The 23847-nt window shown below is 44.3% G+C and carries 29 protein-coding genes and 1 pseudogene; 9 read left to right on the forward strand and 21 right to left on the reverse strand.

The window, feature by feature from the left end:
• Positions 1-67: 67 nt before the first annotated feature.
• The 5 genes from D4N35_RS06405 to D4N35_RS06420 form a co-directional block, all read right to left on the reverse strand.
• Positions 68-1897 (reverse strand): ABC transporter ATP-binding protein, encoded by a 1830-nt coding sequence (locus D4N35_RS06405; protein ID WP_120071618.1) that lies wholly within the window; start codon positions 1895-1897, stop codon positions 68-70.
• On the reverse strand, positions 1894-3612 hold the full coding sequence (locus D4N35_RS06410; RefSeq protein WP_120071620.1) for an ABC transporter ATP-binding protein: 1719 nt from the start codon (positions 3610-3612) through the stop codon (positions 1894-1896). The genes D4N35_RS06405 and D4N35_RS06410 overlap by 4 nt, the downstream gene beginning before the upstream one ends.
• Positions 3613-3697: 85 nt before the next feature.
• Complete coding sequence (locus tag D4N35_RS18065) at positions 3698-3853, reverse strand: hypothetical protein (RefSeq protein WP_164876302.1); 156 nt, start codon at positions 3851-3853, stop codon at positions 3698-3700.
• 245 nt (positions 3854-4098) lie between these two features.
• Entirely contained in the window at positions 4099-4611 is a 513-nt protein-coding gene (locus D4N35_RS06415; protein ID WP_120071623.1) for a YwhD family protein, read from the reverse strand.
• Between the two features lie 20 nt (positions 4612-4631).
• Complete coding sequence (locus tag D4N35_RS06420; protein WP_120071625.1) at positions 4632-5288, reverse strand: site-2 protease family protein; 657 nt, start codon at positions 5286-5288, stop codon at positions 4632-4634.
• 144 nt (positions 5289-5432) lie between these two features.
• Here D4N35_RS06420 and thmT point away from each other — a divergent pair, with 144 nt between their 5' ends.
• Positions 5433-5618: a 2-hydroxymuconate tautomerase gene (gene thmT / locus D4N35_RS06425; RefSeq protein ID WP_120071627.1), complete on the forward strand. Its 186-nt coding sequence runs from the start codon at positions 5433-5435 to the stop codon at positions 5616-5618.
• 179 nt (positions 5619-5797) lie between these two features.
• Here thmT and D4N35_RS06430 read toward each other — a convergent pair whose 3' ends face one another.
• Both D4N35_RS06430 and D4N35_RS06435 read right to left on the reverse strand, forming a co-directional pair.
• Positions 5798-6307: a YwgA family protein gene (locus D4N35_RS06430; RefSeq protein WP_120071629.1), complete on the reverse strand. Its 510-nt coding sequence runs from the start codon at positions 6305-6307 to the stop codon at positions 5798-5800.
• 43 nt (positions 6308-6350) lie between these two features.
• Positions 6351-7652 carry an HD domain-containing protein gene (locus D4N35_RS06435; protein WP_120071631.1) on the reverse strand — a complete coding sequence of 434 codons (1302 nt, stop codon included), beginning with the start codon at positions 7650-7652 and terminating at the stop codon, positions 6351-6353.
• A gap of 198 nt (positions 7653-7850) precedes the next feature.
• Here D4N35_RS06435 and D4N35_RS06440 point away from each other — a divergent pair, with 198 nt between their 5' ends.
• Positions 7851-8600, forward strand: a complete 750-nt coding sequence (locus D4N35_RS06440) for an RsfA family transcriptional regulator (protein WP_120071633.1) — start codon at positions 7851-7853, stop codon at positions 8598-8600.
• A gap of 452 nt (positions 8601-9052) precedes the next feature.
• On the opposite strand, the gene lipL is transcribed toward D4N35_RS06440, so the two are convergent.
• Together lipL and pta are read right to left on the reverse strand one after the other, a co-directional pair.
• Positions 9053-9889 (reverse strand): octanoyl-[GcvH]:protein N-octanoyltransferase, encoded by an 837-nt coding sequence (gene lipL / locus D4N35_RS06445; protein ID WP_120071635.1) that lies wholly within the window; start codon positions 9887-9889, stop codon positions 9053-9055.
• A gap of 32 nt (positions 9890-9921) precedes the next feature.
• The gene (gene pta / locus D4N35_RS06450; protein ID WP_120071637.1) at positions 9922-10893 is read right to left on the reverse strand and encodes a phosphate acetyltransferase; all 972 of its coding nucleotides are present in this window, start codon (positions 10891-10893) and stop codon (positions 9922-9924) included.
• Between the two features lie 179 nt (positions 10894-11072).
• Between pta and hemQ the strand changes: the two genes are divergently transcribed.
• Together hemQ and gerQ are read left to right on the forward strand one after the other, a co-directional pair.
• A complete protein-coding gene (hemQ, locus tag D4N35_RS06455; RefSeq protein ID WP_120071639.1) occupies positions 11073-11822 on the forward strand; it encodes a hydrogen peroxide-dependent heme synthase in 750 nt (249 codons plus the stop codon).
• A gap of 227 nt (positions 11823-12049) precedes the next feature.
• Positions 12050-12445 (forward strand): spore coat protein GerQ, encoded by a 396-nt coding sequence (gene gerQ / locus D4N35_RS06460; RefSeq protein ID WP_430722774.1) that lies wholly within the window; start codon positions 12050-12052, stop codon positions 12443-12445.
• 67 nt (positions 12446-12512) lie between these two features.
• Here the strand turns inward: gerQ and D4N35_RS06465 are convergent, their stop codons facing one another.
• The 6 genes and pseudogenes from D4N35_RS06465 to D4N35_RS06490 form a co-directional block, all read right to left on the reverse strand.
• Positions 12513-12884 carry a DUF423 domain-containing protein gene (locus tag D4N35_RS06465; RefSeq protein ID WP_120071643.1) on the reverse strand — a complete coding sequence of 124 codons (372 nt, stop codon included), beginning with the start codon at positions 12882-12884 and terminating at the stop codon, positions 12513-12515.
• Between the two features lie 21 nt (positions 12885-12905).
• Entirely contained in the window at positions 12906-13169 is a 264-nt protein-coding gene (locus tag D4N35_RS06470; protein ID WP_120071645.1) for a DUF5327 family protein, read from the reverse strand.
• Positions 13170-13391: 222 nt separating this feature from the next.
• The gene (locus D4N35_RS06475) at positions 13392-13874 is read right to left on the reverse strand and encodes a methylated-DNA--[protein]-cysteine S-methyltransferase (protein WP_120071647.1); all 483 of its coding nucleotides are present in this window, start codon (positions 13872-13874) and stop codon (positions 13392-13394) included.
• Positions 13875-14106: 232 nt separating this feature from the next.
• Positions 14107-14694, reverse strand: a complete 588-nt coding sequence (locus D4N35_RS06480; protein WP_235870310.1) for a bifunctional transcriptional activator/DNA repair enzyme AdaA — start codon at positions 14692-14694, stop codon at positions 14107-14109.
• A 3-nt stretch (positions 14695-14697) separates the two neighbouring features.
• Positions 14698-15958, reverse strand: a pseudogene (locus tag D4N35_RS06485) (APC family permease).
• Between the two features lie 179 nt (positions 15959-16137).
• A complete protein-coding gene (locus D4N35_RS06490) occupies positions 16138-16824 on the reverse strand; it encodes a uracil-DNA glycosylase (protein WP_120071651.1) in 687 nt (228 codons plus the stop codon).
• Between the two features lie 154 nt (positions 16825-16978).
• On the opposite strand from D4N35_RS06490, the gene D4N35_RS06495 reads away from it, so the two are divergent.
• The gene (locus tag D4N35_RS06495) at positions 16979-17299 is read left to right on the forward strand and encodes a YflT domain-containing protein (protein ID WP_120071653.1); all 321 of its coding nucleotides are present in this window, start codon (positions 16979-16981) and stop codon (positions 17297-17299) included.
• Between the two features lie 36 nt (positions 17300-17335).
• Here the strand turns inward: D4N35_RS06495 and D4N35_RS06500 are convergent, their stop codons facing one another.
• The 5 genes from D4N35_RS06500 to mobA are packed head-to-tail and all read right to left on the reverse strand — an operon-like array spanning position 17336 to position 20448.
• Positions 17336-18121, reverse strand: a complete 786-nt coding sequence (locus tag D4N35_RS06500; RefSeq protein ID WP_235870311.1) for a YhfC family intramembrane metalloprotease — start codon at positions 18119-18121, stop codon at positions 17336-17338.
• Positions 18122-18138: 17 nt separating this feature from the next.
• Positions 18139-19167, reverse strand: coding sequence for a ThiF family adenylyltransferase (locus D4N35_RS06505; RefSeq protein ID WP_120071657.1), 1029 nt, complete (start codon positions 19165-19167; stop codon positions 18139-18141).
• A gap of 7 nt (positions 19168-19174) precedes the next feature.
• On the reverse strand, positions 19175-19408 hold the full coding sequence (gene moaD, locus D4N35_RS06510) for a molybdopterin converting factor subunit 1 (protein ID WP_120071659.1): 234 nt from the start codon (positions 19406-19408) through the stop codon (positions 19175-19177).
• Positions 19401-19865, reverse strand: coding sequence for a molybdenum cofactor biosynthesis protein MoaE (locus D4N35_RS06515; protein ID WP_120071661.1), 465 nt, complete (start codon positions 19863-19865; stop codon positions 19401-19403). Before D4N35_RS06515 ends, moaD begins: the two co-directional genes overlap by 8 nt.
• The gene (gene mobA, locus D4N35_RS06520; protein ID WP_120071663.1) at positions 19855-20448 is read right to left on the reverse strand and encodes a molybdenum cofactor guanylyltransferase; all 594 of its coding nucleotides are present in this window, start codon (positions 20446-20448) and stop codon (positions 19855-19857) included. The genes D4N35_RS06515 and mobA overlap by 11 nt, the downstream gene beginning before the upstream one ends.
• 83 nt (positions 20449-20531) lie before the next feature.
• Between mobA and D4N35_RS06525 the strand changes: the two genes are divergently transcribed.
• Together D4N35_RS06525 and pdxK are read left to right on the forward strand one after the other, a co-directional pair.
• A complete protein-coding gene (locus D4N35_RS06525; RefSeq protein WP_120071665.1) occupies positions 20532-21110 on the forward strand; it encodes a YdcF family protein in 579 nt (192 codons plus the stop codon).
• A gap of 158 nt (positions 21111-21268) precedes the next feature.
• Positions 21269-22084, forward strand: a complete 816-nt coding sequence (gene pdxK / locus D4N35_RS06530) for a pyridoxine/pyridoxal/pyridoxamine kinase (protein WP_120071666.1) — start codon at positions 21269-21271, stop codon at positions 22082-22084.
• 81 nt (positions 22085-22165) lie between these two features.
• On the opposite strand, the gene D4N35_RS06535 is transcribed toward pdxK, so the two are convergent.
• Positions 22166-22576: a hypothetical protein gene (locus D4N35_RS06535; RefSeq protein WP_120071668.1), complete on the reverse strand. Its 411-nt coding sequence runs from the start codon at positions 22574-22576 to the stop codon at positions 22166-22168.
• A 145-nt stretch (positions 22577-22721) separates the two neighbouring features.
• On the opposite strand from D4N35_RS06535, the gene D4N35_RS06540 reads away from it, so the two are divergent.
• Both D4N35_RS06540 and bshB2 read left to right on the forward strand, forming a co-directional pair.
• Positions 22722-23075, forward strand: a complete 354-nt coding sequence (locus tag D4N35_RS06540) for a YojF family protein (protein ID WP_186306597.1) — start codon at positions 22722-22724, stop codon at positions 23073-23075.
• A 37-nt stretch (positions 23076-23112) separates the two neighbouring features.
• Positions 23113-23796: a bacillithiol biosynthesis deacetylase BshB2 gene (gene bshB2, locus D4N35_RS06545; RefSeq protein WP_120071672.1), complete on the forward strand. Its 684-nt coding sequence runs from the start codon at positions 23113-23115 to the stop codon at positions 23794-23796.
• Positions 23797-23847 lie beyond the last annotated feature (51 nt).

Here is a 23847-nt window from a genome sequence, read left to right on the forward strand (position 1 = left end):
ACCATGAAAAAATTTATACTTCTCCTATTGAACAGTTGGATCCCCCTCATTTATGAGGGGGATCCATTCAGCTTACTTTTCCGCTAAACTGACTTTTATACAAATCGGCATAGAACCCATTGATCTTCATCAATTCTTCGTGTGACCCTTTTTCTATAATATCGCCGTCTTTCATCACTAAGATGATATCCGCATCCCGGATTGTGGAAAGCCTGTGGGCTATGACGAAGCTTGTGCGGCCTGCCATCAGTTTGTTCATAGCCCGCTGGATATTCATTTCCGTCCTTGTATCGACGCTGCTCGTCGCTTCATCAAGAATCAATATTTTCGGGTCGGATAAAATTGCCCTCGCAATCGTAATCAGCTGGCGCTGCCCCTGCGAAATGTTTGAAGCGTCCTCTCCCAAAACGGTCTCATAACCATCTGGAAGCGTCCGGATAAAATCATCGGCATAGGCGCTTTTGGCAGCTTGAATAATTTCCTTATCGCTCGCCCCTTCACGCCCGTATGCAATATTGTCCCTGATTGTGCCGTTGAAAAGCCACGTATCCTGAAGAACCATTGCAAACATGGAACGCGCCTGATCCCGGGAAAGACTGCCGATATCGATCCCGTCTATCATAATCCTTCCGCTGTCCAATTCATAGAACCTCATCAATAGATTGATAATGGTTGTCTTCCCTGCTCCTGTCGGACCGACGATGGCAATGGTCTGGCCCGGATCAACGTCCAGATTTAAATCTTTGATGACCGGTTTGTCTTTTTCATAGCCGAAGCGGACATGGTCAAACGTAATGTTTCCTTTCAATTCATCCGTATTGACATCAGCAGGAGATTCTTTCCGCTCTTCTTCTTCATCAAGCAGACGAAATACACGTTCGGCTGAGGCAAGCGCCGTCTGGATCATGTTTGCAATTCCTGCAGCCTGCGTCATCGGATGTGTCAACTGTTGTGAATACTGGATGAATGCCTGAACATCGCCGATCCGGATACTTCCGTTTAATACGAGCAGCCCGCCTCCGATGCTGACGAATACATAGCCGAGATTTCCGACAAAGGTCATGAGCGGCATCATGATCCCGCTTATAAATTGCGCCCGCCAGCCGGATTGGTAGAGCCGCTCATTGATTTCGTCAAACTCCTTGATGGCAGCTTTTTCATGGCCGAAAGCTTTGACGACCTGATGCCCCGAAAACATTTCTTCAATATGCCCGTTTACATTCCCCAGTTCCTTTTGCTGATTGACAAAATGCTTCTGGGAAAAGGATGCGACAAAACGGATGACCAGCGCACTCAATGGAAAAGTGATTACAACGACAAGCGTCAGCACCGGGCTGATTACAATCATCATGATGATCGTTCCGATAATCGCAATCAAGGAAGTGATGATTTGTGACAGTGCCTGCTGAATCGAGTTGTTAATATTGTCTATATCATTGATGGCCCTGCTTAAAATATCACCGTGCGGATGCCGGTCGTAATAACTTAAAGGCATCCGGGCCAATTTTTCATAAACCTCTTTTCTCAATTCGGCCGTTGTTTTCTGGGAAACCCCCGCCATCAAATATTGCTGCAAATAAGTGAATGCGGCTGATATGACGTAAAGGACAAGCAATGTAAGCAGCAATTTTTGCAAAAAAGTGAAATCGATTCCTGTCCCTTTAGTGATACTTGAAAAAATGGAAGAAGTTGCATCCCCCAGCAGCTTTGGCGTGATGACATTGAACAATGTGGAAAAAATGGCTGCAATGGCAACAAACAGCAGCTGGTATTTGCGTGGTTTCAAATAGCCCGACAATCTTTTAAGCGTCTTTTTGAACTCCTTTGGTTTTTCACCGGGAGCGACCCCGTGTCTGGGGCCCCCGCCGGGTCTTGGATGAACACGTTGTTTGCTCATGCCCCTTCCTCCTCTGCCCGCTGTGAGGATACAATTTCCTGGTAAATGCGGTTTTCCGCCAGCAGTTCTTGATGTGTACCGATGCCGGCTATTTCCCCTTCTTCCAAAACGATAATTTGATCGGCATCTGTAACAGTGCTCACTCTCTGAGCAACTAAAAGGATAGTTGCATCCTTAGTTACCTTTGCCAGCTCCGCTCTCAATTTTGCATCTGTTTTATAGTCCAGAGCAGAGAAACTGTCATCAAAGAGGTAGATTTCCGGTTTTCTGATCAATGCGCGAGCAATCGACAGCCGCTGTTTTTGGCCGCCTGACAGATTCGCCCCTGCCTGCTCGATCATTAAGTTGATTCCCTCTTCTTTCTCTCTTACAAATTCGGACGCCTGCGAGATGCCGAGGGCTTCCCACATCTCTTCCTCACTGGCTTCTTCATTTCCGTACCGCAGGTTTTCCGCAACTGTTCCGCTGAATAAAGAGGCTTTTTGCGGTACATAGCCGATCTTCGCCCTCAATTCCTCCTGCGGAATATCTCTTACATCAATGCCGTCTACCAGAACAGAGCCTCTTTCCACGTCATAGAATCTCGGAATCAATTTAATAAGGGTTGATTTTCCTGATCCCGTACTTCCAATGATCGCTGTTGTTTTTCCCTTTTTCGCTGTAAAAGAGATCTGCTGAAGGACCGGTTTTTCCGCACCGGCATATCTGAATGTGACGTCCCTGAATTCCACAGTTCCTTGTTCGCCTTGCTCATTCTTCGGATACTCCGGGTCCGCTATATCATTTTCCATTTTCAGCACCTCATTGATCCGGTCCATGGAAGCTTTCGCACGCGGGATCATAATGAATCCGAACGACAGCATGATGAGCGACATTAGTATCATCATGGAGTACTGCAGAAAGGCCATCAGATTTCCGACTTGCATGACTCCCTGATCAATGCGGACAGCCCCGAACCACACAATCGCTATGCTTGTAAAGTTCATGACAATCATCATGACAGGAAAAAGCACAGCCATCATTTTATTCACTTTGATTCCGGTATTGCGGAAATCAAGGTTTGCAGCTTCAAAGCGCTCTTTCTCATGATTTTCGTTGTTAAAAGCGCGGATGACCCGCACTCCTGTCAAATTTTCACGGACAATCAGATTTAATTTGTCTGTCTTTTTCTGTAATGAAACAAAAAGCGGAATCGCCTTCCTCGTAATGATGAAAATCAGCAGTGCCAAAAGCGGGAGGGCACCTAGAAAGACCACTGACAAACCAGGCTCTCTTGTAACAGCCATAATGATGCCGCCGACCAGCATCAATGGCGCCCTAGTCATCATCCGCAAAATCATATTCAAAACATCCTGCACCTGCTTTACATCATTTGTTGACCTTGTGATCAAAGATGCGGTGCCAATTTTATCAAAAGCCTGCAGCGAGAAGTTCTCTACGTTGATAAACAGACTGCGCCTAATATCCCTTCCGAAACCGAGGGCGGTTTTTGATGCAAAAAAGGAAACCCCGGTCATAAGAATGATGGCTGCCAAGGCGAAAACCAACATCAGACCGCCGGTTTTCAATATGTAAGGCATATCACCGTTGACAATTCCGATATCAACAACATTGGCCATTAGCGTCGGGAGGAGCAGCTCAAGCATGATCCCGCCTAGGGTCAACAATACAACTGCAGCAATATGTAAAGAATAAGGTTTTATATGCTTAATCATTCAACGGTCACTTCCCGTATTTGTTTGTACTTAATGATAACTTTTATCACACCGAAAAACTACTTTTTTCAAAGGCATTTCTTCGTCAAAAAGCAAAAAACTTGAGGTGTGCGGCCTCAAGTTTTTTGATGGTTGGCGAAAGTGCTAAACAGGCGCTTTCGCTTCTCTTTGTGTCCAGCTCCGGGCGGCAGGGGCCCGAGGTCGCTTCGGAAAAATCAATGAAGGTAAAGAACACCTTCACTGTTTTTTCCTCCGACGCACAGGATGTGCTAGTGCAAGCGAAGCGACAGGATGTCGCGTTCTGAGCCTGCCAGCGCTTGTCGCCCCTAAACGCCGCCCTACGCTTTTCTTTGTCCCAGTTTGCCGTGCAAACTATATTAAGTTTACTTACTTTCCCATTAATGGGCAAGATGACAACCTTCCAATTTGGCAACTGTCATAGATTGTTCAAAATTTCATCAGGATTTGACATTTTTCCCCATAGAGTCACTTCTCAAATTCCTCTTTCAATTCAATACTGGAGCGGTCCCACATGCCTTCATCATGGCTTTTCAGGAATTCCGCAAGTACTTTTCGGGACTCGGCGTCCATATTATGAACGATCACTTTTCCTTTCATCGCCTTGTCCATATGGTTGACATGCTCCGGCATTGATTTATAGCCGCGGCGGGCAGGACGGTTAATCAATAATTCACATGCAGTTACGCCTGCATAATAGGGCCCGTCTTCCTTGATATCCACCGCAACCCATATGACCCAATATTTTTTTGCCCCTTCTTCCGGGAATTCGCTGCGGTCTTTTACATATTTGACCCCACGTTCAGTTTTGCTCCTTGCATGCATCGCCTGTTCTTCGATCCATGCCTCTCTTTCTTCCACATCAAGCATGATGGGCGTGATATTTTCCAAACTAAGGGACCCGACTCCGTATCCCTTATGCCCCATGGTCGGATCATCTTTTATAATGTTAAATTCCAGCTTTCTCTTTTTTTGTTCCATACAATTTTCCTCCCTTTTTATCAACCTAAAAACATGACAAATACACTTTGTATGCTATCTACAAAAAATGGGACGACTGTATTCAATATCGGCCTGATTGTATAATGCGATAACGGCGTGATCACCAGTATTAAAAATATGAGCGACCCGTACTGCTCATACTGCGTCATTTTTGCCCTAAGTGATGGTGAAACCAAATCCTCTATGATCCGGTAGCCGTCAAGAGGCGGTACAGGCAGTAGGTTGAGTACAAAAAGCATGACATTAATCCACACGAATAAACTGAAAAACTGGGTGACAAAGATCGGCAGCTGCCCCGCAACACCTGTAACCATCAATATAAACAAAATGGCCGTGCCTAAAACTGCCAAAGCGAAATTGCTGATTGGCCCCATCAACGAAACGAAGATCCCCGCAAGCCGGGGATTTTTGAAATGATAACGGTTCACAGGGACCGGCCTTGCCCAGCCGAATCCTGCGATAAAAATCAACAGCGTTCCGATCGGATCCAAATGATGCATCGGATTCAAAGTAAGCCTGCCCTGATCCTTTGCCGTCGGATCACCGAATTTATATGCCGTAAAAGCATGCGCAAATTCATGCACCGTGAATGCAATTAGCAGTACTGCCGCTACAAGCGGAATTTGTTCCAAAGGGAACGCGAGAAACCTCTCCACATATCCAGCCCCTTTATATTCTTGTCTTTTGATCCATTATACAAAATTATTGCCCGCTCCTCATTTTATGAATCTGCATCTTGCCCCTCTTTTAAAAAAGGAATACAATTTTCATGTACGAAATAGACGAAGGAGGAACCATACATGCCAATTGTAACAGTAAAAATGTTTGAAGGGCGTACGGACGGCCAGAAGAAAGCGCTTGTAGAAAAGGTGACGGATGCTGTTGTTGAAACAACAGGCGCCTCAAAAGAAGCTGTAACCATTGTCATTGAAGAAATGACGAAAAATCATTATGCCGTTGCCGGCAAAAGGGCCTGCGACGAATAAAGAAAAGCGGAAGCGCCCGTTCAGCGACGTACAAACTGGAGCACTCCGCAATAAGATAAAGGAAACACGGCGAGGTACGAGCCGATGTTGACTTATCGATTGGAGGAGGGCGAAGTTTGCTAGTCGCTGGGCGCTGGAGCTAGACAATAAAAAATCCGGAAAAGACAGCCTGTCCGCAGTTAATGCGAAAAAGCTGTCTTTTTTAATGTTTCAATGTATTGATACGCTTCGTCGATTTCTTCTGCGGAATAATTTTGCTTTCTTTTCAGTTCCGCCACTTTTTCTATGACTTCTTCTTTGGGAAGATCCTCAAAATACAGGACTGTTGATACAAGTTCAAGAAAGCGGGAACTCTGCTCATTCATATTGATCAGGCATTCTTTTAGTTGGGGGATATCAATAGGTTCCGATTCAAAGAATTCGCACCCAGCAGAAGTGATGGTGTAGCGGTATTGGCTGTATCCACCCTTATCTTCTTTCACCTCTTCAATAAATCCAAAATTGCATAATTCTTCAACCCGTAATGTCAACTCTTCCGAGTACGGGCCGTAAAAATGAAATTCAAACTTTTCTTGAAAGGGAAATTTCATTTTTTTTGCGATAAAGACCATTTTTTGCAGCTTTTTTCTTCCAGTGATTTCCCCTGCCAGAGCAAAGACACTCATTAGTTTTTGATGATCATGCAGCATAACTGTTGCTCAACCCCCGCTATCTATTTTTTCAATGGATAGGTTAAAATTTTTTCAGAATGGAAAGAATTTGTTGCTTCAGTTCCCGGTTGCCCGAATCATCCAGCAGAATATCTTCCGGATAATACAGTTTATGATCCGTCCTTCTTTTTCCGGAAATGGCCTGAACGATCGCCGATTCCCTTGAAAGTTCGGAAAGCTCCCCGTTTGGCATCAATAAATGGATCGGAAGCCTCTCTTCTTCCTCTCCCGGTCGATAAAAATCATAAGGCAAATCAGACGAAGAATCAACAGCCAGATAATACTCGGGATCGATCCCTGCATCCCGGAATAATTCCTCAAGCTCCCTCAATGTCCTGTATTGCCCGGCAGGATCAAATTCCACATATTTAAACAGGTTGCGGTCCATAAATCTCCTGCACAAATCACGCAGAATGAGGTCCTCTTCCTCTTCCCACATATGGAAATAAAATAAAATCACCGGTTCATCCAGCTTTAAATAATCTTGAAGAGTCACGTTGCCTTCAAATAATGACCTGAAATGGTCAGGCTCTTTTTTAAAAGGATAATCAGCACGAAATAAAGCTTTTACACGCTGTAGGATTTTCGTCAAAATCACTTCCGCGCTGCGGGTGACGGGATGGAAATATACTTGCCAGTACATTTGGTAACGGCTCATGATATAATCTTCCACCGCATGCATGCCGCTCGATTTAAAAACGACATGATCCTCTTTTGGCCTCATGACACGCATGATCCGCTGCATATCGAAGTGGCCGTAGCTGACACCGGTAAAATAGGCGTCCCTCTGCAGATAATCCATCCGATCCGCATCAATCTGGCTGGAAATCAGGCTGACCACCAGCTTGTCATGATAAGTCTTGCTGATCACTTCAGCCACCCTTTGCGGAAAATCAGGGCTGACCGATCGAAGAACCCTATTCACTTCCGTATCTTGGAGGATAATTTTTTTTGTAAACTGCTCATGGTCAAGATCAAATACTTTTTCAAAGGAATGGGAAAACGGACCATGTCCCAAATCATGTAATAGCGCAGCACAAAGGGAGAGCATCCTCTCATTATCATTCCAATCGGGCTGCCCTTCAAACACTTCGTCGATGATCTGCCTGACAATCTCATATACCCCGAGCGAATGGCTGAATCGGCTGTGCTCCGCTCCATGAAAAGTCAAATATGTTGTTCCCAGCTGTTTAATCCGACGAAGCCGCTGAAATTCCCTCGTACCGATGAGATCCCAGATGAGCTTGTCTCTGACGTGGACATATCCATGGACAGGGTCTTTAAATACTTTTTCCTCACTTAATTTGATGCTGGAATCAATCATCAGCTTCCCTCTTCCTATCTATCATCTTTATATTATACCGGCTTTCCACAGTGAAAGAAAGAAAAGGTCCGGCCGTTTTTTACACCTGAAGAATCCATGATCACATGAAAAACTATCAATTTTTGCCATATTGGTATAAAAAATGATTGGTTTGTACATCCTTTAATTAATACTTTTAAAAAAAGGGAGTTGATTCATATGAAAACACGCCAGGATGCCTGGACGGAAGAAAATGATCTGCTGTTAGCTGAAACAGTACTGCGGCATGTCCGCGAAGGCAGCACACAACTGAATGCATTTGAAGAAGTAGGTGACAGATTGAATCGGACCTCTGCAGCGTGCGGGTTCAGATGGAATGCAGTTGTTCGCCAGCAATATGAGAAGGCACTCGATTTAGCCAAGAAGCAACGTAAACAAAGACAGCGTCTGCTTGGAAAGGACCAAGGCGGAAAGAAAAAGCTGCTTTATCAACCGCCTGTTCCGTCAATACAGGATATACAGGCTCCTATGCTAGAGAGCGGCAATGACAACGCAGAGCTGGAAATGCCTGCGGAAAACAGCAATGACAACCTTATGGCCGAATTCGCATCTGAAGCTGGTACACTATTACCTTCTTTCGCAGAGAGTCAGAATTCGACTGAACTAAACCTGGGGCAAGTCATCGCCTATTTGCAGCAGCTTCACAATTCACAATTTAATACGGACATCTTAAGAAGTGAGAATGAGAGATTGAAAAAAGAAGTAAATGATTTATTAGAAGAAAATAAACAACTGAAAGCAAAAATCGAAGAACTTGAGGACAGCTCTGAAACGATGCAGGAAGACTACGAGACACTAATGAAAATCTTGAACCGTGCAAGAAAGCTTGTATTGTTTGACGAAGAAGAGCGCCCGGCCTCGACATTTAAAATGGACCGGAATGGTAACTTGGAAAAATTGGCGGAGTGATAAGAAATGCGGATGGCGCCGTTTAGCGACGTACAGACTGGACGACTTCTGACGAGATAAAGGAAACACGGCGACGAAGGAGCCGATGTTGACTTATCGTAGGAAGAAGGAGGAAGTCTGCTAGTCGCTGGCGCCTGTAGCTGGACATAAGAAATGCGGATGGCGGCTGCTTAGGGGGGACAAGCGCTGGCCGCCGACAAACGCCACATCCTGTGGCGTCGGTGGCACTAGGACGTCCTGTCCGTCGGAGGGCAAACCAGTGAAGTCGCAGTTTGACTTCATTGGTTTGGCCGAAGCGACCTCGAGCCCCTGCCGTCCGTAGCTGGACATAAGAAAAGCGAAGGGCGGCTGATCAGTGGCGCTCTCCCAAAAGCAATTCGCCCGATGTTACAAGCGCCCTCAAAGCGCTTCAAATATAGAGGCCCGGCATTTCATTTGAATGCCGGGCCTCACTATGCAAATACCCTTTTATTTCGTTCAATCATCCGCTCATAGTGGACCGGATATAGTTCCAGCTCATTTCCCTGAAGCTGGCTTGTATATATTTCACCGCTGACACCCTTCAGCACTTTTAAAAATCGAAGCACGGTTTCCTGGATGGTTAATTGTACTCCAAGCAATTCGGACAGCGAAGCCATCACTTCGGGATGCACTTCCGGGAAAACGATTCTATGAGAATCATGGAACCTGGCACGCTCATAAAACCCCCGGACCATTTCAGCCCGCTCCTGCCCGCTTCCGTTCACACAGAGATATACCTGGACTGCCACGCCTTTTCGTATCCTCCGCTGAGAAATCCCTGCAAACTTTTTACCGTTGATGCTCAAATCGTAGCTTCCGGGGCAATAGGACCCGGCAATTTCGCGTGCTTCTATATGGCAATTGAAATCCTCGAACATGAGCCGGACAAGTTCAAACATCGTATCATAGCCCCGATTAATGTCGATCCCCTTTTCCGTATCAGGAAAAATCAAGGATATATTGAGCACCCCTTCATCGAGCAGGACCGCAAGGCCGCCCGAATTTCGGACAATCCAGTCCACTTTATTTTTTCCCAAAAAGTCCAGTCCGGACTGAAGGGCAGGCAATTTTGTATCTTGGATGCCCAGGACGACTGTCCGCAAATGAACCCATGTTCTCGCTACAGCAGGGGAGCAGCCGCTTCCGACCGATTGACAGAGCGTATCATCAATCGCAAAGGATTGAATCGCATGAAATTGCGGATTGGGATTTGACTGATCAATGATCCGCCATTTCTCCTGGTGTAAAAGTGATTGATTTTCGTCCATTGGCTGTTCCTCTTTTTCTACAATTATTTCATCTATATGGATTGCATGGCAGTTATGAGAGATAAATGATACACGTCTTCTTCGCTGCATCCCCGTGAAAGATCGTTCACAGGCGAATTCAATCCTTGCAGGATGGGCCCGACCGCTTCATACTCCCCTAATCGCTGTGCAATTTTATAGCCGATATTCCCTGCCTCCAGGCTGGGAAAAACAAAAACATTCGCATCCCCCTGTATGTCCGATTCCGGCGCCTTCTTTCGGGCGACAGATGGAACGAAAGCTGCGTCAAATTGAAATTCACCGTCAAGTATAAGGTCAGGGGCGATTTCCTTTGCCATTTTTACAGCATCCGATACCTTTTCGGTTTCTTCTGAAACTGCCGATCCTTTTGTAGAGAAGCTGAGCATGGCCACCCTCGGTTCAATATCAAACATTCGGGCAGTTTTGGCACTTTCAATGGCTATTTCCGCCAAATCCTGGCTGTCCGGGGCAATATTAATGGCACAGTCGGCAAAAACATACTTCTCTTCTCCTTTTACCATCAAGAATGCACCGGATGTTTTGCCGATTCCCTCTTTCATTTTAATAATTTGAAGTGCGGGCCGGACAGTGTCCGCAGTTGAATGTGCCGCTCCGCTTACAAGACCGTGTGCTTTGTTGAGGTAGACAAGCATGGTTCCAAAATAATTCGGATCCAATAGAATTTCAGCTGCTTCTCCCTCTGTCACCTTTCCTTTTCTGCGTTCAACAAACGCCTGGATCATTTCATCCATTCCGATATAGACACCAGGATCATATATTTCCATTTTATCCAAAGAAACCTTTAAGTCACGGGCCCGGTCCTGAACGACTTCCATATTGCCGATTAAAACAGGCGTCAGCACATCTTCATCCGCAAGCCTTCCTGCTGCAGAAAGAACGCGGGAATCTGCCGATTCAGGAAAAACAATTTTCCGGTCCCACCCCGATACTTTCCTTTTCAGCTCATCAAACAAGTTATCCATACAGCCACCCCCGTTTTTCCAAGACACAAATATTCTTATTGAAATTATCTCATATTTTATTGTCCGAGCCCAACGTTTACCTTTCGTGTCATATTTTTTAACAATTGGGTTGAAAAAGGAGGTTATGGATAAACTGTGCTATAGTAATAAAAGAATGAAATTGTATAGGAGTGATTGTTGTGAGTGAACCGGCACAAACACTGGATGGTTGGTATGCACTTCATGATTTCCGGACAATCAATTGGACGGCATGGAAAATGTTGACTGCTGATGAGCGGCAGGCAGCCATTCATGAATTCAAGCAGTATCTGGCAAAGCTTGACGAAACCCAAGACAGAAAAGAGGGAAGCCATGCCCTTTATACGGTTGTCGGCCAAAAAGCTGACTTTATGCTGATGATTCTTCGTCCGACAATGCGGGAACTGAATGAACTCGAAAATGAATTCAACAAGCTGGCAATTGCAGATTATACACTTCCAGCCTATTCATATGTATCCGTGGTGGAGTTGAGCAGCTATCTTGCCGGCGACTCCGATGAAGACCCATATGAAAATCAATATGTCCGTTCCCGTCTATATCCGATTCTTCCCAAAACGGAGTATGTATGCTTTTACCCGATGGATAAGCGTCGTGAAGGCAACGATAACTGGTACATGCTCTCAATGGAAGAACGGAAAGACCTCATGTACAGCCACGGAATGATCGGGCGGCAATATGCGGGCAAAGTCAAACAGATCATCACCGGTTCCGTCGGATTCGATGATTACGAGTGGGGTGTGACCCTCTTTGCCGATGACGTACTCCAATTCAAAAAGCTTGTCTACGAAATGCGTTTTGATGAAGTCAGCGCCCGTTACGGCGAATTCGGCGAATTTTTCGTAGGCCATCTGTTGGAAAACAGCGGTATTGACCGGTTTTTACATGTGTAAGAAAAGTGAAAGTGCTCGTTTCTTAATCCCGATAAAATTTCGAATCCTCCTCAAGATCAGGAGGATTTTTTATTTTGCCTGCATGAGCATGACCCATTCTCCTTTCGCATAAACATGAAAAGTAGAGTGAACCTATTTTGGTCAAGTTCATTATCTGCGAAGGAGGAAATGTTTTGGCTAAAACAAATAATCCGCAGCAGCCAGCCGGCTTTTATCCGCAAGGCCAAATGCCATATGGGCAGCAAAATCCTTATTATGGAATGCAGCCCGCATATCCCGCTCCACCAATGCAGCCTCCTGCTGGGGTAGCTGGGGCAAAAGGCGGAATTAACGTACCTGGCATGCTGCCAATCGAAGAATCATATATCGAAAATATTCTTCGGTTAAACAAAGGAAAGCTTGTTGAAGTCTTTACAACATTTGAAAACAACAGAGAATGGAACGCGAAGACCTTCAAAGGGGTAATCGAAGCAGCAGGGCGTGACCACTTGATTCTAAGTGATCCACAAACAGGAAACAGATATTTGATTCCGATGGTTTATGTGGATTATGTAATTTTCAGCGAGCCAATAGATTATGAGTATCATTTTCCGGGTACTGTTGCGAGGTATGCTCCTCGTTAAGTAAGGACGGCGGCAGAACATTCACCCCCAAAAAACCTCATTCCTGTTCGGATGAGGTTTTTCCCGTTTATAAATGTTTTGCTGCAAATACAATCAACAACACCCAAGATACGAGGAATGCGACGCCCCCAAACGGCGTGATTGCCCCAAGCACTTTGATCCCCGACAATGTCAGCACATAGAGACTTCCGGAGAACAAAATAATTCCAATAAGCATCAGCCATCCGGACCAGCTCAGCAAGGGCCCGGGAGATACATTTCCGGAAATAATTCCGATTGCAATCAACCCGAGAGCGTGGTACATCTGGTATTTGACCCCTGTTTCCCATGTTTCCAGGTATTTCGGTTCAACCTTCCCTTCCAGCCCGTGAGCGCCAAATGCTCCAAGTCCGACTGCAAGGAATGCGTTCATTGCCCCAATGATGATAAACAGTTTCATCTCAACACCCTCTTTTTTCTGTTAAAAATCAAAAATCGAATCGCCGCCATCGTGGCTTTCATAATGTTTCCCGATTGAGGGAGACAATTTTTCCGGTCCCTCCTCATGCTTCTTTAATAATTGCGGCTGCTCCTCCTGAATTTCTTTCCCTGTGTCCAATGTTAATTCTGCAAGCGCTTTGACTGCAAATAAATGGCCGCGTCTCTGTTCATGATCCTTGGATTCTTTTGCCTTTTTGAGTTCGGATTCCATCTTTGCGATAAGATCTTCATATGTAATATGCATGACGCAAGCTCCAGCCTTTCTTTTTCGTTTACTTCTAAACGCAAAATTAGCATAGTTCAATAAACATCATACCATCGTTAGGCTGAAATTACATTCCTGCTCTTTCAGCAGGTAAGATTATTCTCTCAGTATCGATAGCTTCAGTTTAAAAGATGGACATACATTGGAACAATTCAACACATTGTCATCTCTCAGAGTCAAATTTTACGATATCCATTAAAATTAGATAATAGCGCCTTCAATCTGCAGCAATTGTTTTTTCATTTCGATCCCGCCCGCATATCCGGTCAGGGTTTTATTTTTGCCGATAACGCGGTGACAAGGGAAAAGCAATGGTAAGGGATTGAGCGCATTGGCATACCCTACCGCCCGTGCAGCTTTTGGCCTTCCGATGGAATCCGCAATTTCGGAATAGGATTTTGTTTGTCCATAGGGAATTGTTTGCAGCGCCTGCCATATCTGCTTTTGAAAAGGAGTGCCCACTAATTCGAACGGCAAGTTGAATTGACGTCGATCTCCATTCAAATATTCCTGTATTTGCCGGCACACGGGCTTTCCCAACCCATTACTTCTTTTCATAATGCGACCAGCATAGATGGAGTGCCAAAGGTCATCAGTTAATAGGATTCGTTGAAGCACACCATCGTTTTCTTTAAAAATGAATCTCAGGCGACCGATTTTAGTATCGCATTCTTCATAAATCATATTCGGACATCCTTTCCATTTTCTTTGGAGTGAACCTTTTTCAAGGTTGACACGCTCGTCTTGGTACCTATTCCATTGACGTACCCTCAGATTTTTTTACGCTATCATGAAAAGCTAATGGACAAAAAATCACATGTTTTTCGATTTTAATAAAAACACTCAAATCAGATACATCATACTGAAAGGAGAGCAAATAGTATAAAGCTGCCTTTCTATATTCTCTGGTTTCACTTCAAACATCACCTTTTGTTTTTGTGCAAGCAGCCTGAAATTCTCTAGGTGAAAGTCCAGTACAACGTTTAAACGCGTTATAAAAACTTGAAATACTTTGATATCCTATTTGAAAGCCAATATCCGTACTGCTCAATTTTGTTGTATTAAGCAATTCTTTGGCCTTTTGGATTCTTATTTTCTCTAAATACATACGGGGCGTATATCCGGTCCTGTTTTTAAATATCCGATTTAAATGGAAGCGGCTAACCCCCACCTCTTCTGCCAAAGTATTTAAATGTATGTTTTTCCAATACTTATTTTCAATGATTTCTTTAGTATCTTCTATTATCGATTCTAATGGATCATAACTTTGTAATTTCAGATCGGGCCGGCACCTCTTACAAGGACGATATCCTGCTTTTTGGGCTTCGACGGCATTTTTAAAAAATGATACATTTTTATACCTTGGGGTTTTGGACCTACAAGATGGCCGGCAATAAATTCCTGTTGTCTTTATTGCATAAAAAAACTTCCCATCATATTCGGGGTTACATGTGACTGTCGCTTCCCACATGGCTGCTTCGGAAAGAACATTCGACGTTTTCATTTTTTAACACCTGCCCCGGAAAAATCTTTTATCAGAGATCATGTAAATAGCATACAAGGCGACAACTATTACCGGAACAAAAATATATAATTGGAAAAACGGCAAAACGAGTAAGCAGAGGATCAGTGATATTAATGAGCACCACCAGGGCAATGTTCTTTTTGTAAAAAGTTTGACCCCTGCTGCCATTGAAAAAATATATACAAATATCCCTAGTGAGGTCGGTATAAATAAAATATCATCAAAATTCACGGACAAGGATGCTGTAACTATAACTCCCGCTGTTGCAAAACTAATGACAAAAATCACCATGCGCCTGGGAATTTGTTTAGTTGATTGCAAGACCGAAAGTTTTTTTGGAAAAGCACCATCCCTACTTAATGAATATCCAAGGTGGGTCAAACTGGCTACAAATGCATTGGATGTTCCAATACAAACAATAAATGCCAGGATTGCTGTAACAATCTGCGCACCCACTCCTATTGATTTTCCCATGATGACGCCAATAGGAGAAAGGTTACTCTCAATACCGCCGTACATTGCGGTTCCTATCGTAACAAAGCTTAATGACAAAAACAGTATGCTTATAGTAAAAGCACTGATCATCGTGCTTCTTACAATATTTTTTTCCCGATCCTTGAAATGGTTGGCCAAATTACAAATAGCCTCCCATCCGAAAAAAGCCCAAAATATGACTGTTGCAGCTTTACCGATTGAGTACCATCCTTCCGGCATAAATGGAGTGAAATGTCCCCATCTTATAGCGGGAATTGACACTAATACTGCCATTATTAATAAAAGAAGTAAGCATGCGCTAATAATGAGGGCTACTTTACCGCTTACTTCAACACCATTATAATTTGCCAGCCCTGCAATGATTAAAATAATTACTGCTATAAAGGTTCTCTCCGAATCTGAAAAGCCAAAGGCCTGGCTTACATAAAAAGCGCCCGTCAAAGATACAATGGTTTGCCCAATAGCGGCAGTCACGAAGTAGAACCACCCTATAATATTCCCAAAATGATACCCAAAGGAAAGCCGTACAAATGTTGCAGCACCCCCGGCGTCCGGGTACTCACGCGCCAAACAAGCAAATGAGTATGCCAGCGGAAAACTAATTAATATTACGATCAACCAAGATAGTAAAGATGCGGGGCCCGCTATAGAAGCGGTCACGCCAGATAAAAATAGAACACCCGAACCCAGAATGGCGGAAATATACAAAGCAACGCCATTCATATAATCCAATTGCTCTTTTTTCCATAACTCCCCCCCTCTTTCATAACAACCTTATCAACGATGCAGAGGGGGATTCATCGTTTTTCTTGCGGTTTAATTAGTCGAGGTTTCAAATATCTTAATATTCCTTACCTAACTCAATTTCTACTTAACTATATTGGTTCAACGGTTGCAAAAAAATGATTTTAGTAGACACCGACTTAATCAAAGATCCGGAATCTGCCAATCGATCGGCTTTTCACCCCATTCCAAAAGCTGCTCATTTGTTTTGGAAAATGGACGGCTTCCGAAAAATCCCCTGTTCGCCGAAAATGGACTTGGATGAGGAGATTTGATAATCGTATGTTTCGCAGTATTTATTAAACGAATTTTTTCCTGCGCAGGTTTCCCCCACAAAATAAAAATGACAGGCGTTTCCCGTTCATTGATCAAGGAAATCACTTTATCTGTGAAGATCTCCCATCCTTTGCCTCTATGCGAATGTGCTTCTCCGGCTCTCACTGTCAAAACCGTGTTCAAAAGCAGGACCCCTTCGTTGGCCCATTTCACGAGACAGCCATTGTTCGGAATGCGGCAACCTAAATCATCGTGCAATTCTTTGAAAATATTTTTAAGGGACGGCGGGATTTTTACTCCGGGTTTTACTGAAAAGCTGAGACCGTGCGCCTGCCCCGGACCGTGGTATGGATCCTGTCCAAGCAAAACTACCTTGACATTGCGATAGGGTGTGAATTTTAACGCATTGAAAATGTCATGCATCGGGGGATAAACTGCTTTTTCGGTGTACTCTCTTTTTAAAAACTCCCTTAACCTTAAATAATATGGTTTCTGAAACTCTTCCTCCAAAAGAGGCGCCCAATCATTTTCCAATATTTTTTTGGCCACGTGCATCACTCCTTCTTCTGCATTATATCATGCCAGTTGCCCTTTATTTTTCACAAACAACTGCCGCCATTTCATGTTTAATTGTAAATGGACAGGATATACATAAACTAGCGCATCCTTAAAAGGTGCAATGAAACGACTTTTAAAGGAGGAAGTATTCATGAACACTGTAAAAGTATGCGAAAATGGCGTTCAGGCCCAAGAAGTCGTCAACCAATTGACTGCCGAAGGTTATGATCGGGATAACATTTATTTGTTTGCACATGGTGAGGAACGTTCGGAAGATTTGACAGACGCACTGGATACAGGCAAAGTCGGCATCGCGGAACAAGGATTGGTCGACTCTGTAAAAAATATTTTCAATAAAAGAGGAGACGAACTCCGCTCAGAATTTGAAGCGGTTGGATTGAGCAAGGAGGAAGCCGAAAAGTATGAAAGGGTACTTGATGGCGGAGAGCTTGTTCTGGTTGCGAAAAAATAATATTCATAATGAATCCCCCGCAGCTGCGGGGGATTTTCATATTCTATCGGAAGAAAACAATGATCTTGATTTAACAATCCAAACAATAAAACCGACAGCGAGAAGAATGAGATAAGCTTCCACAACAAAAATATTGATTATGCCCTTTTGATATAGCGCTGCCGGGAAATCAATGACTGCATGGATGAGAATGGCATACAACAGATAAACCTTCTTGCCTTCCTTTATTCCGTACAGGACAAGGATGGAAAGCCCCATGTGGATGGCTAAAGCGCCAAGCCTTTCAACCCCGGCAAAGAGCTGGATGAAGGATGCCGAACCGGTCAATTGGTCATGAAGGGGCGCCAATGCTTCAGCACCTTTCCCTGTGATAAAAGCATCGTATGTCCCGTTATTGATCATAAAGGCAAGAACGATCATGACAACACTGTTCATCCCCACAATAAGAATGGCTTCGATGCCTCCGTGACCCAATCCGAAAGCCAATCCGTCCTTCCATTCCCTGTACTTTTTCAATGCATATCTCATCATGATGAATCTGCCGGTCTCTTCAAAAATTCCTGCCATTAATCCGCCGTACAGCATAAATAGCCATGTATTTTCCAAAAGTGCCTTGGTGGTTTTATTCCATTCCAGAAAAATGGCATGAACAAGACCTTCCAATATATAGGCAAACGCGAAAAATGTGAGCACACCAAATAAAACTGCCTTGATGGATATATCAAATTTCTTTTTAAAGATAATAAGTAAAACGATCGGTGCCCCGACTACAACGGCCAGAGAGATAATGATAGATGCGATTGTAAATGAAGGAACCAACATACCCCTCCTTTCATTCATTATCCCACAAGAGAATGATAGATTTTGCGGGCTTCATTCATATCTTTCGTACCGTGGATCAGTGCACGGCCGTCCTTAAAAAACACGGCCTTTGTTCCATCCTTTACGACAGAAATCAAAAATGGATTCCCGCCGACTTCAAGACCTGCCGAACGCCATTGGCTGACCAATTGTTCCAGTGGGAGGATGCCGCTCTCAGCAGGCCTTACCTGGACTGTGTCCCGGCCGCACAATACAGCAACCTTCATTTCCCGGCCGGATTGCAGGAACGGATATTCCGGACTATCTCCGCATGACAGGCAGCCGCTATCTTTTAATGCACCGGCTTTCAAAGATAAATATTCGTTTTCCCAAAGATCAAAAGATACATAGGTTTTTCTGACAGCTTTCATATTTCCCGAAAGAATTTTCAGTGCTTCCGCACCTTGATGGGCGGTGACCATTTGGACAGCCGGAGCGATGATTCCAACTGTATCGCACGTCTGCCCCTGAATGGGCAGCCTCTTGATTAGGCATTGAAGGCAGGGGGTCACGCCTGGTATGATCGTAAAAGCCATTCCGAAGCTTCCCACGCAGGAGCCGAACAAATATGGGACTTTGTATTTCTGCGCCAGGTCATTCATCAGAAACCGCGTTTCGAAATTATCTGTCCCGTCCACTAAAAGATCAACGTCTTCCATCAGGCCATCCAAAAGTGCAGCATCTGCCTGCCCGACGATCGCCTCCACTTCAACTCGGCTGTTGATGCTTTTCAGCCTCTCTTTTGCCGCTTCCGCTTTTGGCCATTGTTCTTCGGCATCTTTTTCTGTAAAAAGATGCTGACGCTGCAAATTGCTCTTATCAACATAGTCCCTGTCAATGAGCGTCAGCTTTCTTACTCCTGCTCTGGCAAGCAGTTCGGATGTGTGAGTTCCAAGAGCTCCTACTCCAACGATAAGCACATGTTTCTTACCAATTTCTGTCTGTCCTTCAGGTCCGATCGGCTTAAAGAGCATTTGCCTGGAATAACGCTCGGTTTGTGAATCCATCTTTGCATCAACCTCCACTGACCGGAGGAATCAAAGCAATAACATCTTTCTCCTCAATGATCCAATCATCTTTTACAAATTCTTCATTGACAGCGATCATAATGCCGTCCAAGTTTCCCAATGGCGTTTCTTTTTCAAGAAAATCGCGCAATTCACCAACTGTTTTTCCAGCAGCTTTTGTTTCGATCGCGCTTTTCCCCGCATCCTCTTTCAATTGGGCAAATAACATGATCTTATTCAAGAAAGTCACCTTCCTCCGGTTTTCCTGTTGTGTATGCCTTTGTTCCCTGCTGGTTTCCTACCCATTTTTCCCCGTCTTCCCAATGCTCTTTCTTCCAAATTGGGACCATTTCCTTCACTCTTTCAAGCGCATAGCGATTCGCTTCATACGCTTCCGGCCTATGCGGAGAAGACACTGCAATCGCAATGGCGATGTCGGTAATTTCAAGACGCCCGATCCGATGCACCATCGCCACTTCAAGGACTGGCCACTTTTCCTTTATTTCCTCCACAATCTGCTCCATTTTTTTCAGAGCCATCGATTCATACGCTTCATATTCAAGATGAAGCGTTTTCCTGCCATGTGTCAATTCACGGACAGTGCCGACAAATGTGGTGACTGCTCCCGCTTCCCTTCTGACGACCTTTTGATAAATATCTTCGATTTTTATCGGTTCCCTCGTAATTTCACAAGTCATTCCCATCTCCCCTTCCTGCCAGCTTTGCCGCCTGTATGTACTCCTCCATCGTATTCATGTTCCAAACGGCATCAGACTCTCCTTGTATTGTAAAATATTCCACATCTATGCGGTCAAGCAAGGCCTTCACCGATCTTTTTCCATCCATTAACGTCTCCTTTGCCGTTTCGGCGGCGCGGGCATCATACGCAGCAAACAGCGGATGCAGGCGATCTTCGTGGATGGGAACAACTGCATCCCTGTCATTCCTTTTTAAAATTGAAACGAGCTCACACCCCAGCCTGGCGGAAACAAACGGCATATCGCAGGCTACAATCAGGCAAGGCCCATCTCCCGCTTCCTTCAAGCCGGTATAAATTCCCGCGAGCGGTCCCTGCCCTTTAAAATCAGGTGCATCTTCAAGGAGAACAGCATCCATATGTTCATATAGAGCAGGGTCGTCGGCAATAACAATCATTCTATCGGATTCGGGCCCCAACTCAGCCGCAATCCGGTCGATGACACGGATTCCGCCTATTCTCATCAGCGCTTTGTTCTGTCCCATCCGGCTTGATTTTCCTCCGGCTAAAATAATCGTGTTCAACACAGGTGCCTCCCGAAATTCTATTTACGAAATGAACTGAATCTTGTAATCTAAACATACTTTACAAAGAATCGAGTGATTTTATGAGGTTGAAAAAAATAGCTGCCTGCGTTCTCGCTGTTTTCTTTGGTGTCTGCCTGTTTATCTGGATTCTTACCGGAAAGTGGATGGCTGACGGCAAAAAACCGAAAGCTGACGGAACTTATGAATACGCCCTTGTTTTGGGGGCAAAAGTAAATGGAGAGACTCCATCGCTTTCCTTGCAATACCGCCTTGAAGCTGCACTTCAGTATGCGGAGCAGCATCCCCATGTAAAACTTGTTTTATCCGGCGGGCAGGGCCCTGATGAGTTCATCTCAGAAGCAGAAGCAATGAAACGTTATCTCGTTGCTCATGGTATACCGGAAAACAGATTCATTTTAGAAAAAAATTCTTCATCTACATATGAGAATATTCTTTACTCTAAAAAGCTGCTTCCGCCCTCAACAAAAGGCATTACAATCATTACGAGCGGCTATCACCTGGCAAGAGCCCGCAAAATTGCCGGGAGACTTGGGCTTGATACGGATGCAGTTGAAGCGGAAACACCTATGGTTGTCAGGCTGAAATTAACAACAAGAGAGCGCTTGGCCCTTTTAAAAACAGCTTTTTCACAAAAGTGAGATTAAAATTATTATAACAGAAATTTGATTGCTCTTGGGGAGTTGCGTCCGGGCATTGTTTGTCCTGCTTTGCTTCGGGAAAAGTAAAAGTGATACCAGAAGGTTTATAATTATTTCATTGATATAGCCTTAATAAACCAGAAGGGAGTTACACGTACATGAAAAAAGCATTGACACTTGCCGGATCTGATTCAAGCGGCGGAGCCGGCATCCAGGCAGATTTAAAAACATTCCAAGAAAATGATGTGTATGGTATGACTGCGCTGACTTCCATTGTTGCGATGAATCCCGACAATCATTGGAATCACGAAGTATTTCCTATAGACGTCAACATCGTAGAAAAACAGTTGAATACCATCCTATCCGTGGGCATTGACGCAATGAAAACAGGGATGCTGGGATCGGTGGACATTATCGAGCTTGGCGCCAAGAAGATAGACGAGCACGGTTTGACAAACGTCGTCATCGACCCGATTATGGTGTGCAAAGGAGAAGATGAGGTTCTTCAGCCGGAAAATACAGATGCGATGCGTGAACTGTTATTGCCGCGCGCTACTGTTGTGACGCCCAATTTGTTCGAAGCATGGCAGCTTGCCAAAACGGGCCCGATTAAAACAATCGAGGACATGAAAGAAACAGCGGCAAAAATCCGCGACCTGGGTGCAAAGAATGTCATCATCAAAGGTGGAACAGGCTTAAACACCGACAAAGCAGTGGACCTTTTCTATGATGGGCAAGAGTTCACCCTTCTGGAAAAAGAAAAATTAGATACAACATACAATCACGGCGCAGGCTGTACATTTGCCGCTGCCGTTACAGCAAACTTGGCAAAAGGAAAATCCGTCAAAGATTCTGTTGCCGCAGCAAAAGAATTCGTTACAGCTGCCATTGAACACGGCTGGAAGCTGAACCAATACGTCGGCCCGGTCATGCATGGTGCCTATACGAAATATGCAGCAAATCTTAAAAAATAATAAGGGAACCCGGCGGAATGTTCTGCCGGGTTTTTGACTGGAAAACTATGGGGAATTTGTTTGAAGCTATCTAAGGAGTTTTTAGCCAAGTTTGATCTTCATGATTTCTCTGTCGTGTTCGGAAATCTTTTGATCATAGTACTTTAAATCGGCTTGTGTCACCATGGAGTTTTTTATTTCCTCAATATCTTTGCTGTTTTTTTCAACCTTCTCTTCAATCTCACTTAATTTGGCGTTGGTTGCTCCAAGATTTTTAATCAACTGATGCAACAGATCCCCGTGACTTTTTAACTGTTCGTCATGACCTTTCAATATTTCACTGTGTTTGTTTAGTATTTTACTGTGGCTGTCCAGTATTTCACTCTGGTTATTTAGAATTTTACTATGGCTGTTTAAGATTTTAGTGTGGCTGTCCAGAGTTTCATCTTGGCGATCCAAACGATTCACAACCGTACCCAGTTTCTCCAGAATAAGATCCAGCTTTTTCTCCATTTTTTCAACCTCCTTTCCTATACAGTACATCCATTTTAACATATTATAATGGCAGAACCGCAATATCCCCGATAAAATCCTATCTTTCGTAATTCTGCATGTTTTTTAGTAAAATGATTCTATGTTCAAAAGGCGAAGGAGGCCAATGGGTTTGAAAGATATTAATGTTCAGCAGGTTCAGCATATGATCAATCAGTTTGCGGGCAAAAATGTCTTTATTCATCTGGAAACTACAAATGGCGCATATGCCTCACATAAAGACGAATCATTTTTTTCCTCTGGTGCTTATATCCGCAACGCGGAAATCTGTTACGAGCATGGAAAAATCAAAGGTGAAGGTCCGTATAGAGTCGGATTGAAGCTGCCCATCGGCTGGGTTTATGCGGAAGGACTGACACACTTTGAAGTTGACGATCAGGGAAGGCTTTTGCTGGCGGGGCACGATTTCGAAGGAAAGCTGGCAGTTGCCTTGCAAATAAGTGATACACCGTTCAAATAACAGGTTGATCGAGACTTTTAAAAGGAGCGAAAAGCCAATGGAAAAAGAACGACAGGTTTTAGTGATTTTCCCTCATCCGGATGACGAGGCTTTTGGAGTTTCGGGAACAATCATGAAACATATAAATAATGGAACGCCTGTTACCTATGCGTGTCTGACGCTGGGAGAAATGGCGCGGAATCTTGGAAACCCGCCGTTTGCAACAAGGGAGACCTTGCCCCAAATCAGGAAAGCCGAGCTTGAAAAAGCGGCTGAAATCATGGGGATTACAGATTTACGGCTGATGGGCTACCGTGATAAAACCCTCGAGTTTGAAAATGATGAAGAGCTGGCAAATATGGTGTTTAAGCTGATCGAGGAATTGAACCCCTCGCTTATCATTTCCTTTTATCCAAATTATTCCGTGCATCCTGATCACGAAGCGACAGCGAGGGCGGTTATAAGAGCGGTCCGCAGGCTGCCGAAAGACAAACGCCCGAAGCTTCATCTCGTGGCATTTTCAAACAATCATGAAGCCGAACTCGGAAAAGCTGATATTGTTCATGACATAAGTGATGTATGGGAGAAAAAGGTAGAAATTTTAAAAGCCCACATTTCCCAGACGGCCTGGATGATGGATGAAATGCTGGAAAATGTAACAGCGGAGGATCCCGCCTGGACCGAACGCTTTCTCAGGGAACGGTTTTGGACCTATGATTGGGAGAATGATAACGTGCTCTGATCTATTCCGGGTTAACTAGATAGAATGAAAGAGCAGGCCCTCAGTGCAAAT

The sequence above is a fragment of the Siminovitchia fortis genome (assembly GCF_003605365.2).
Taxonomy (GTDB): Bacteria; Bacillota; Bacilli; order Bacillales; family Bacillaceae_C; genus Siminovitchia; species Siminovitchia fortis.

Coding starts and splice junctions, on each gene's coding strand:
- D4N35_RS06405 (WP_120071618.1), bottom strand. CDS start 1,897: ATGAGCAAACAACGTGTTCATCCAAGACCCGGCGGGGGCCCCAGACAC.
- D4N35_RS06410 (WP_120071620.1), bottom strand. CDS start 3,612: ATGATTAAGCATATAAAACCTTATTCTTTACATATTGCTGCAGTTGTA.
- D4N35_RS06415 (WP_120071623.1), bottom strand. CDS start 4,611: ATGGAACAAAAAAAGAGAAAGCTGGAATTTAACATTATAAAAGATGAT.
- thmT (WP_120071627.1), top strand. CDS start 5,433: ATGCCAATTGTAACAGTAAAAATGTTTGAAGGGCGTACGGACGGCCAG.
- D4N35_RS06430 (WP_120071629.1), bottom strand. CDS start 6,307: ATGCTGCATGATCATCAAAAACTAATGAGTGTCTTTGCTCTGGCAGGG.
- D4N35_RS06435 (WP_120071631.1), bottom strand. CDS start 7,652: ATGATTGATTCCAGCATCAAATTAAGTGAGGAAAAAGTATTTAAAGAC.
- D4N35_RS06440 (WP_120071633.1), top strand. CDS start 7,851: ATGAAAACACGCCAGGATGCCTGGACGGAAGAAAATGATCTGCTGTTA.
- lipL (WP_120071635.1), bottom strand. CDS start 9,889: ATGGACGAAAATCAATCACTTTTACACCAGGAGAAATGGCGGATCATT.
- pta (WP_120071637.1), bottom strand. CDS start 10,893: ATGGATAACTTGTTTGATGAGCTGAAAAGGAAAGTATCGGGGTGGGAC.
- gerQ (WP_430722774.1), top strand. CDS start 12,050: ATGCCATATGGGCAGCAAAATCCTTATTATGGAATGCAGCCCGCATAT.
- D4N35_RS06465 (WP_120071643.1), bottom strand. CDS start 12,884: ATGAAACTGTTTATCATCATTGGGGCAATGAACGCATTCCTTGCAGTC.
- D4N35_RS06470 (WP_120071645.1), bottom strand. CDS start 13,169: ATGCATATTACATATGAAGATCTTATCGCAAAGATGGAATCCGAACTC.
- D4N35_RS06475 (WP_120071647.1), bottom strand. CDS start 13,874: ATGATTTATGAAGAATGCGATACTAAAATCGGTCGCCTGAGATTCATT.
- D4N35_RS06480 (WP_235870310.1), bottom strand. CDS start 14,694: ATGAAAACGTCGAATGTTCTTTCCGAAGCAGCCATGTGGGAAGCGACA.
- D4N35_RS06490 (WP_120071651.1), bottom strand. CDS start 16,824: ATGCACGTGGCCAAAAAAATATTGGAAAATGATTGGGCGCCTCTTTTG.
- D4N35_RS06495 (WP_120071653.1), top strand. CDS start 16,979: ATGAACACTGTAAAAGTATGCGAAAATGGCGTTCAGGCCCAAGAAGTC.
- D4N35_RS06500 (WP_235870311.1), bottom strand. CDS start 18,121: ATGTTGGTTCCTTCATTTACAATCGCATCTATCATTATCTCTCTGGCC.
- D4N35_RS06505 (WP_120071657.1), bottom strand. CDS start 19,167: ATGGATTCACAAACCGAGCGTTATTCCAGGCAAATGCTCTTTAAGCCG.
- D4N35_RS06515 (WP_120071661.1), bottom strand. CDS start 19,865: ATGACTTGTGAAATTACGAGGGAACCGATAAAAATCGAAGATATTTAT.
- D4N35_RS06525 (WP_120071665.1), top strand. CDS start 20,532: ATGAGGTTGAAAAAAATAGCTGCCTGCGTTCTCGCTGTTTTCTTTGGT.
- pdxK (WP_120071666.1), top strand. CDS start 21,269: ATGAAAAAAGCATTGACACTTGCCGGATCTGATTCAAGCGGCGGAGCC.
- D4N35_RS06535 (WP_120071668.1), bottom strand. CDS start 22,576: ATGGAGAAAAAGCTGGATCTTATTCTGGAGAAACTGGGTACGGTTGTG.
- D4N35_RS06540 (WP_186306597.1), top strand. CDS start 22,722: ATGGGTTTGAAAGATATTAATGTTCAGCAGGTTCAGCATATGATCAAT.
- bshB2 (WP_120071672.1), top strand. CDS start 23,113: ATGGAAAAAGAACGACAGGTTTTAGTGATTTTCCCTCATCCGGATGAC.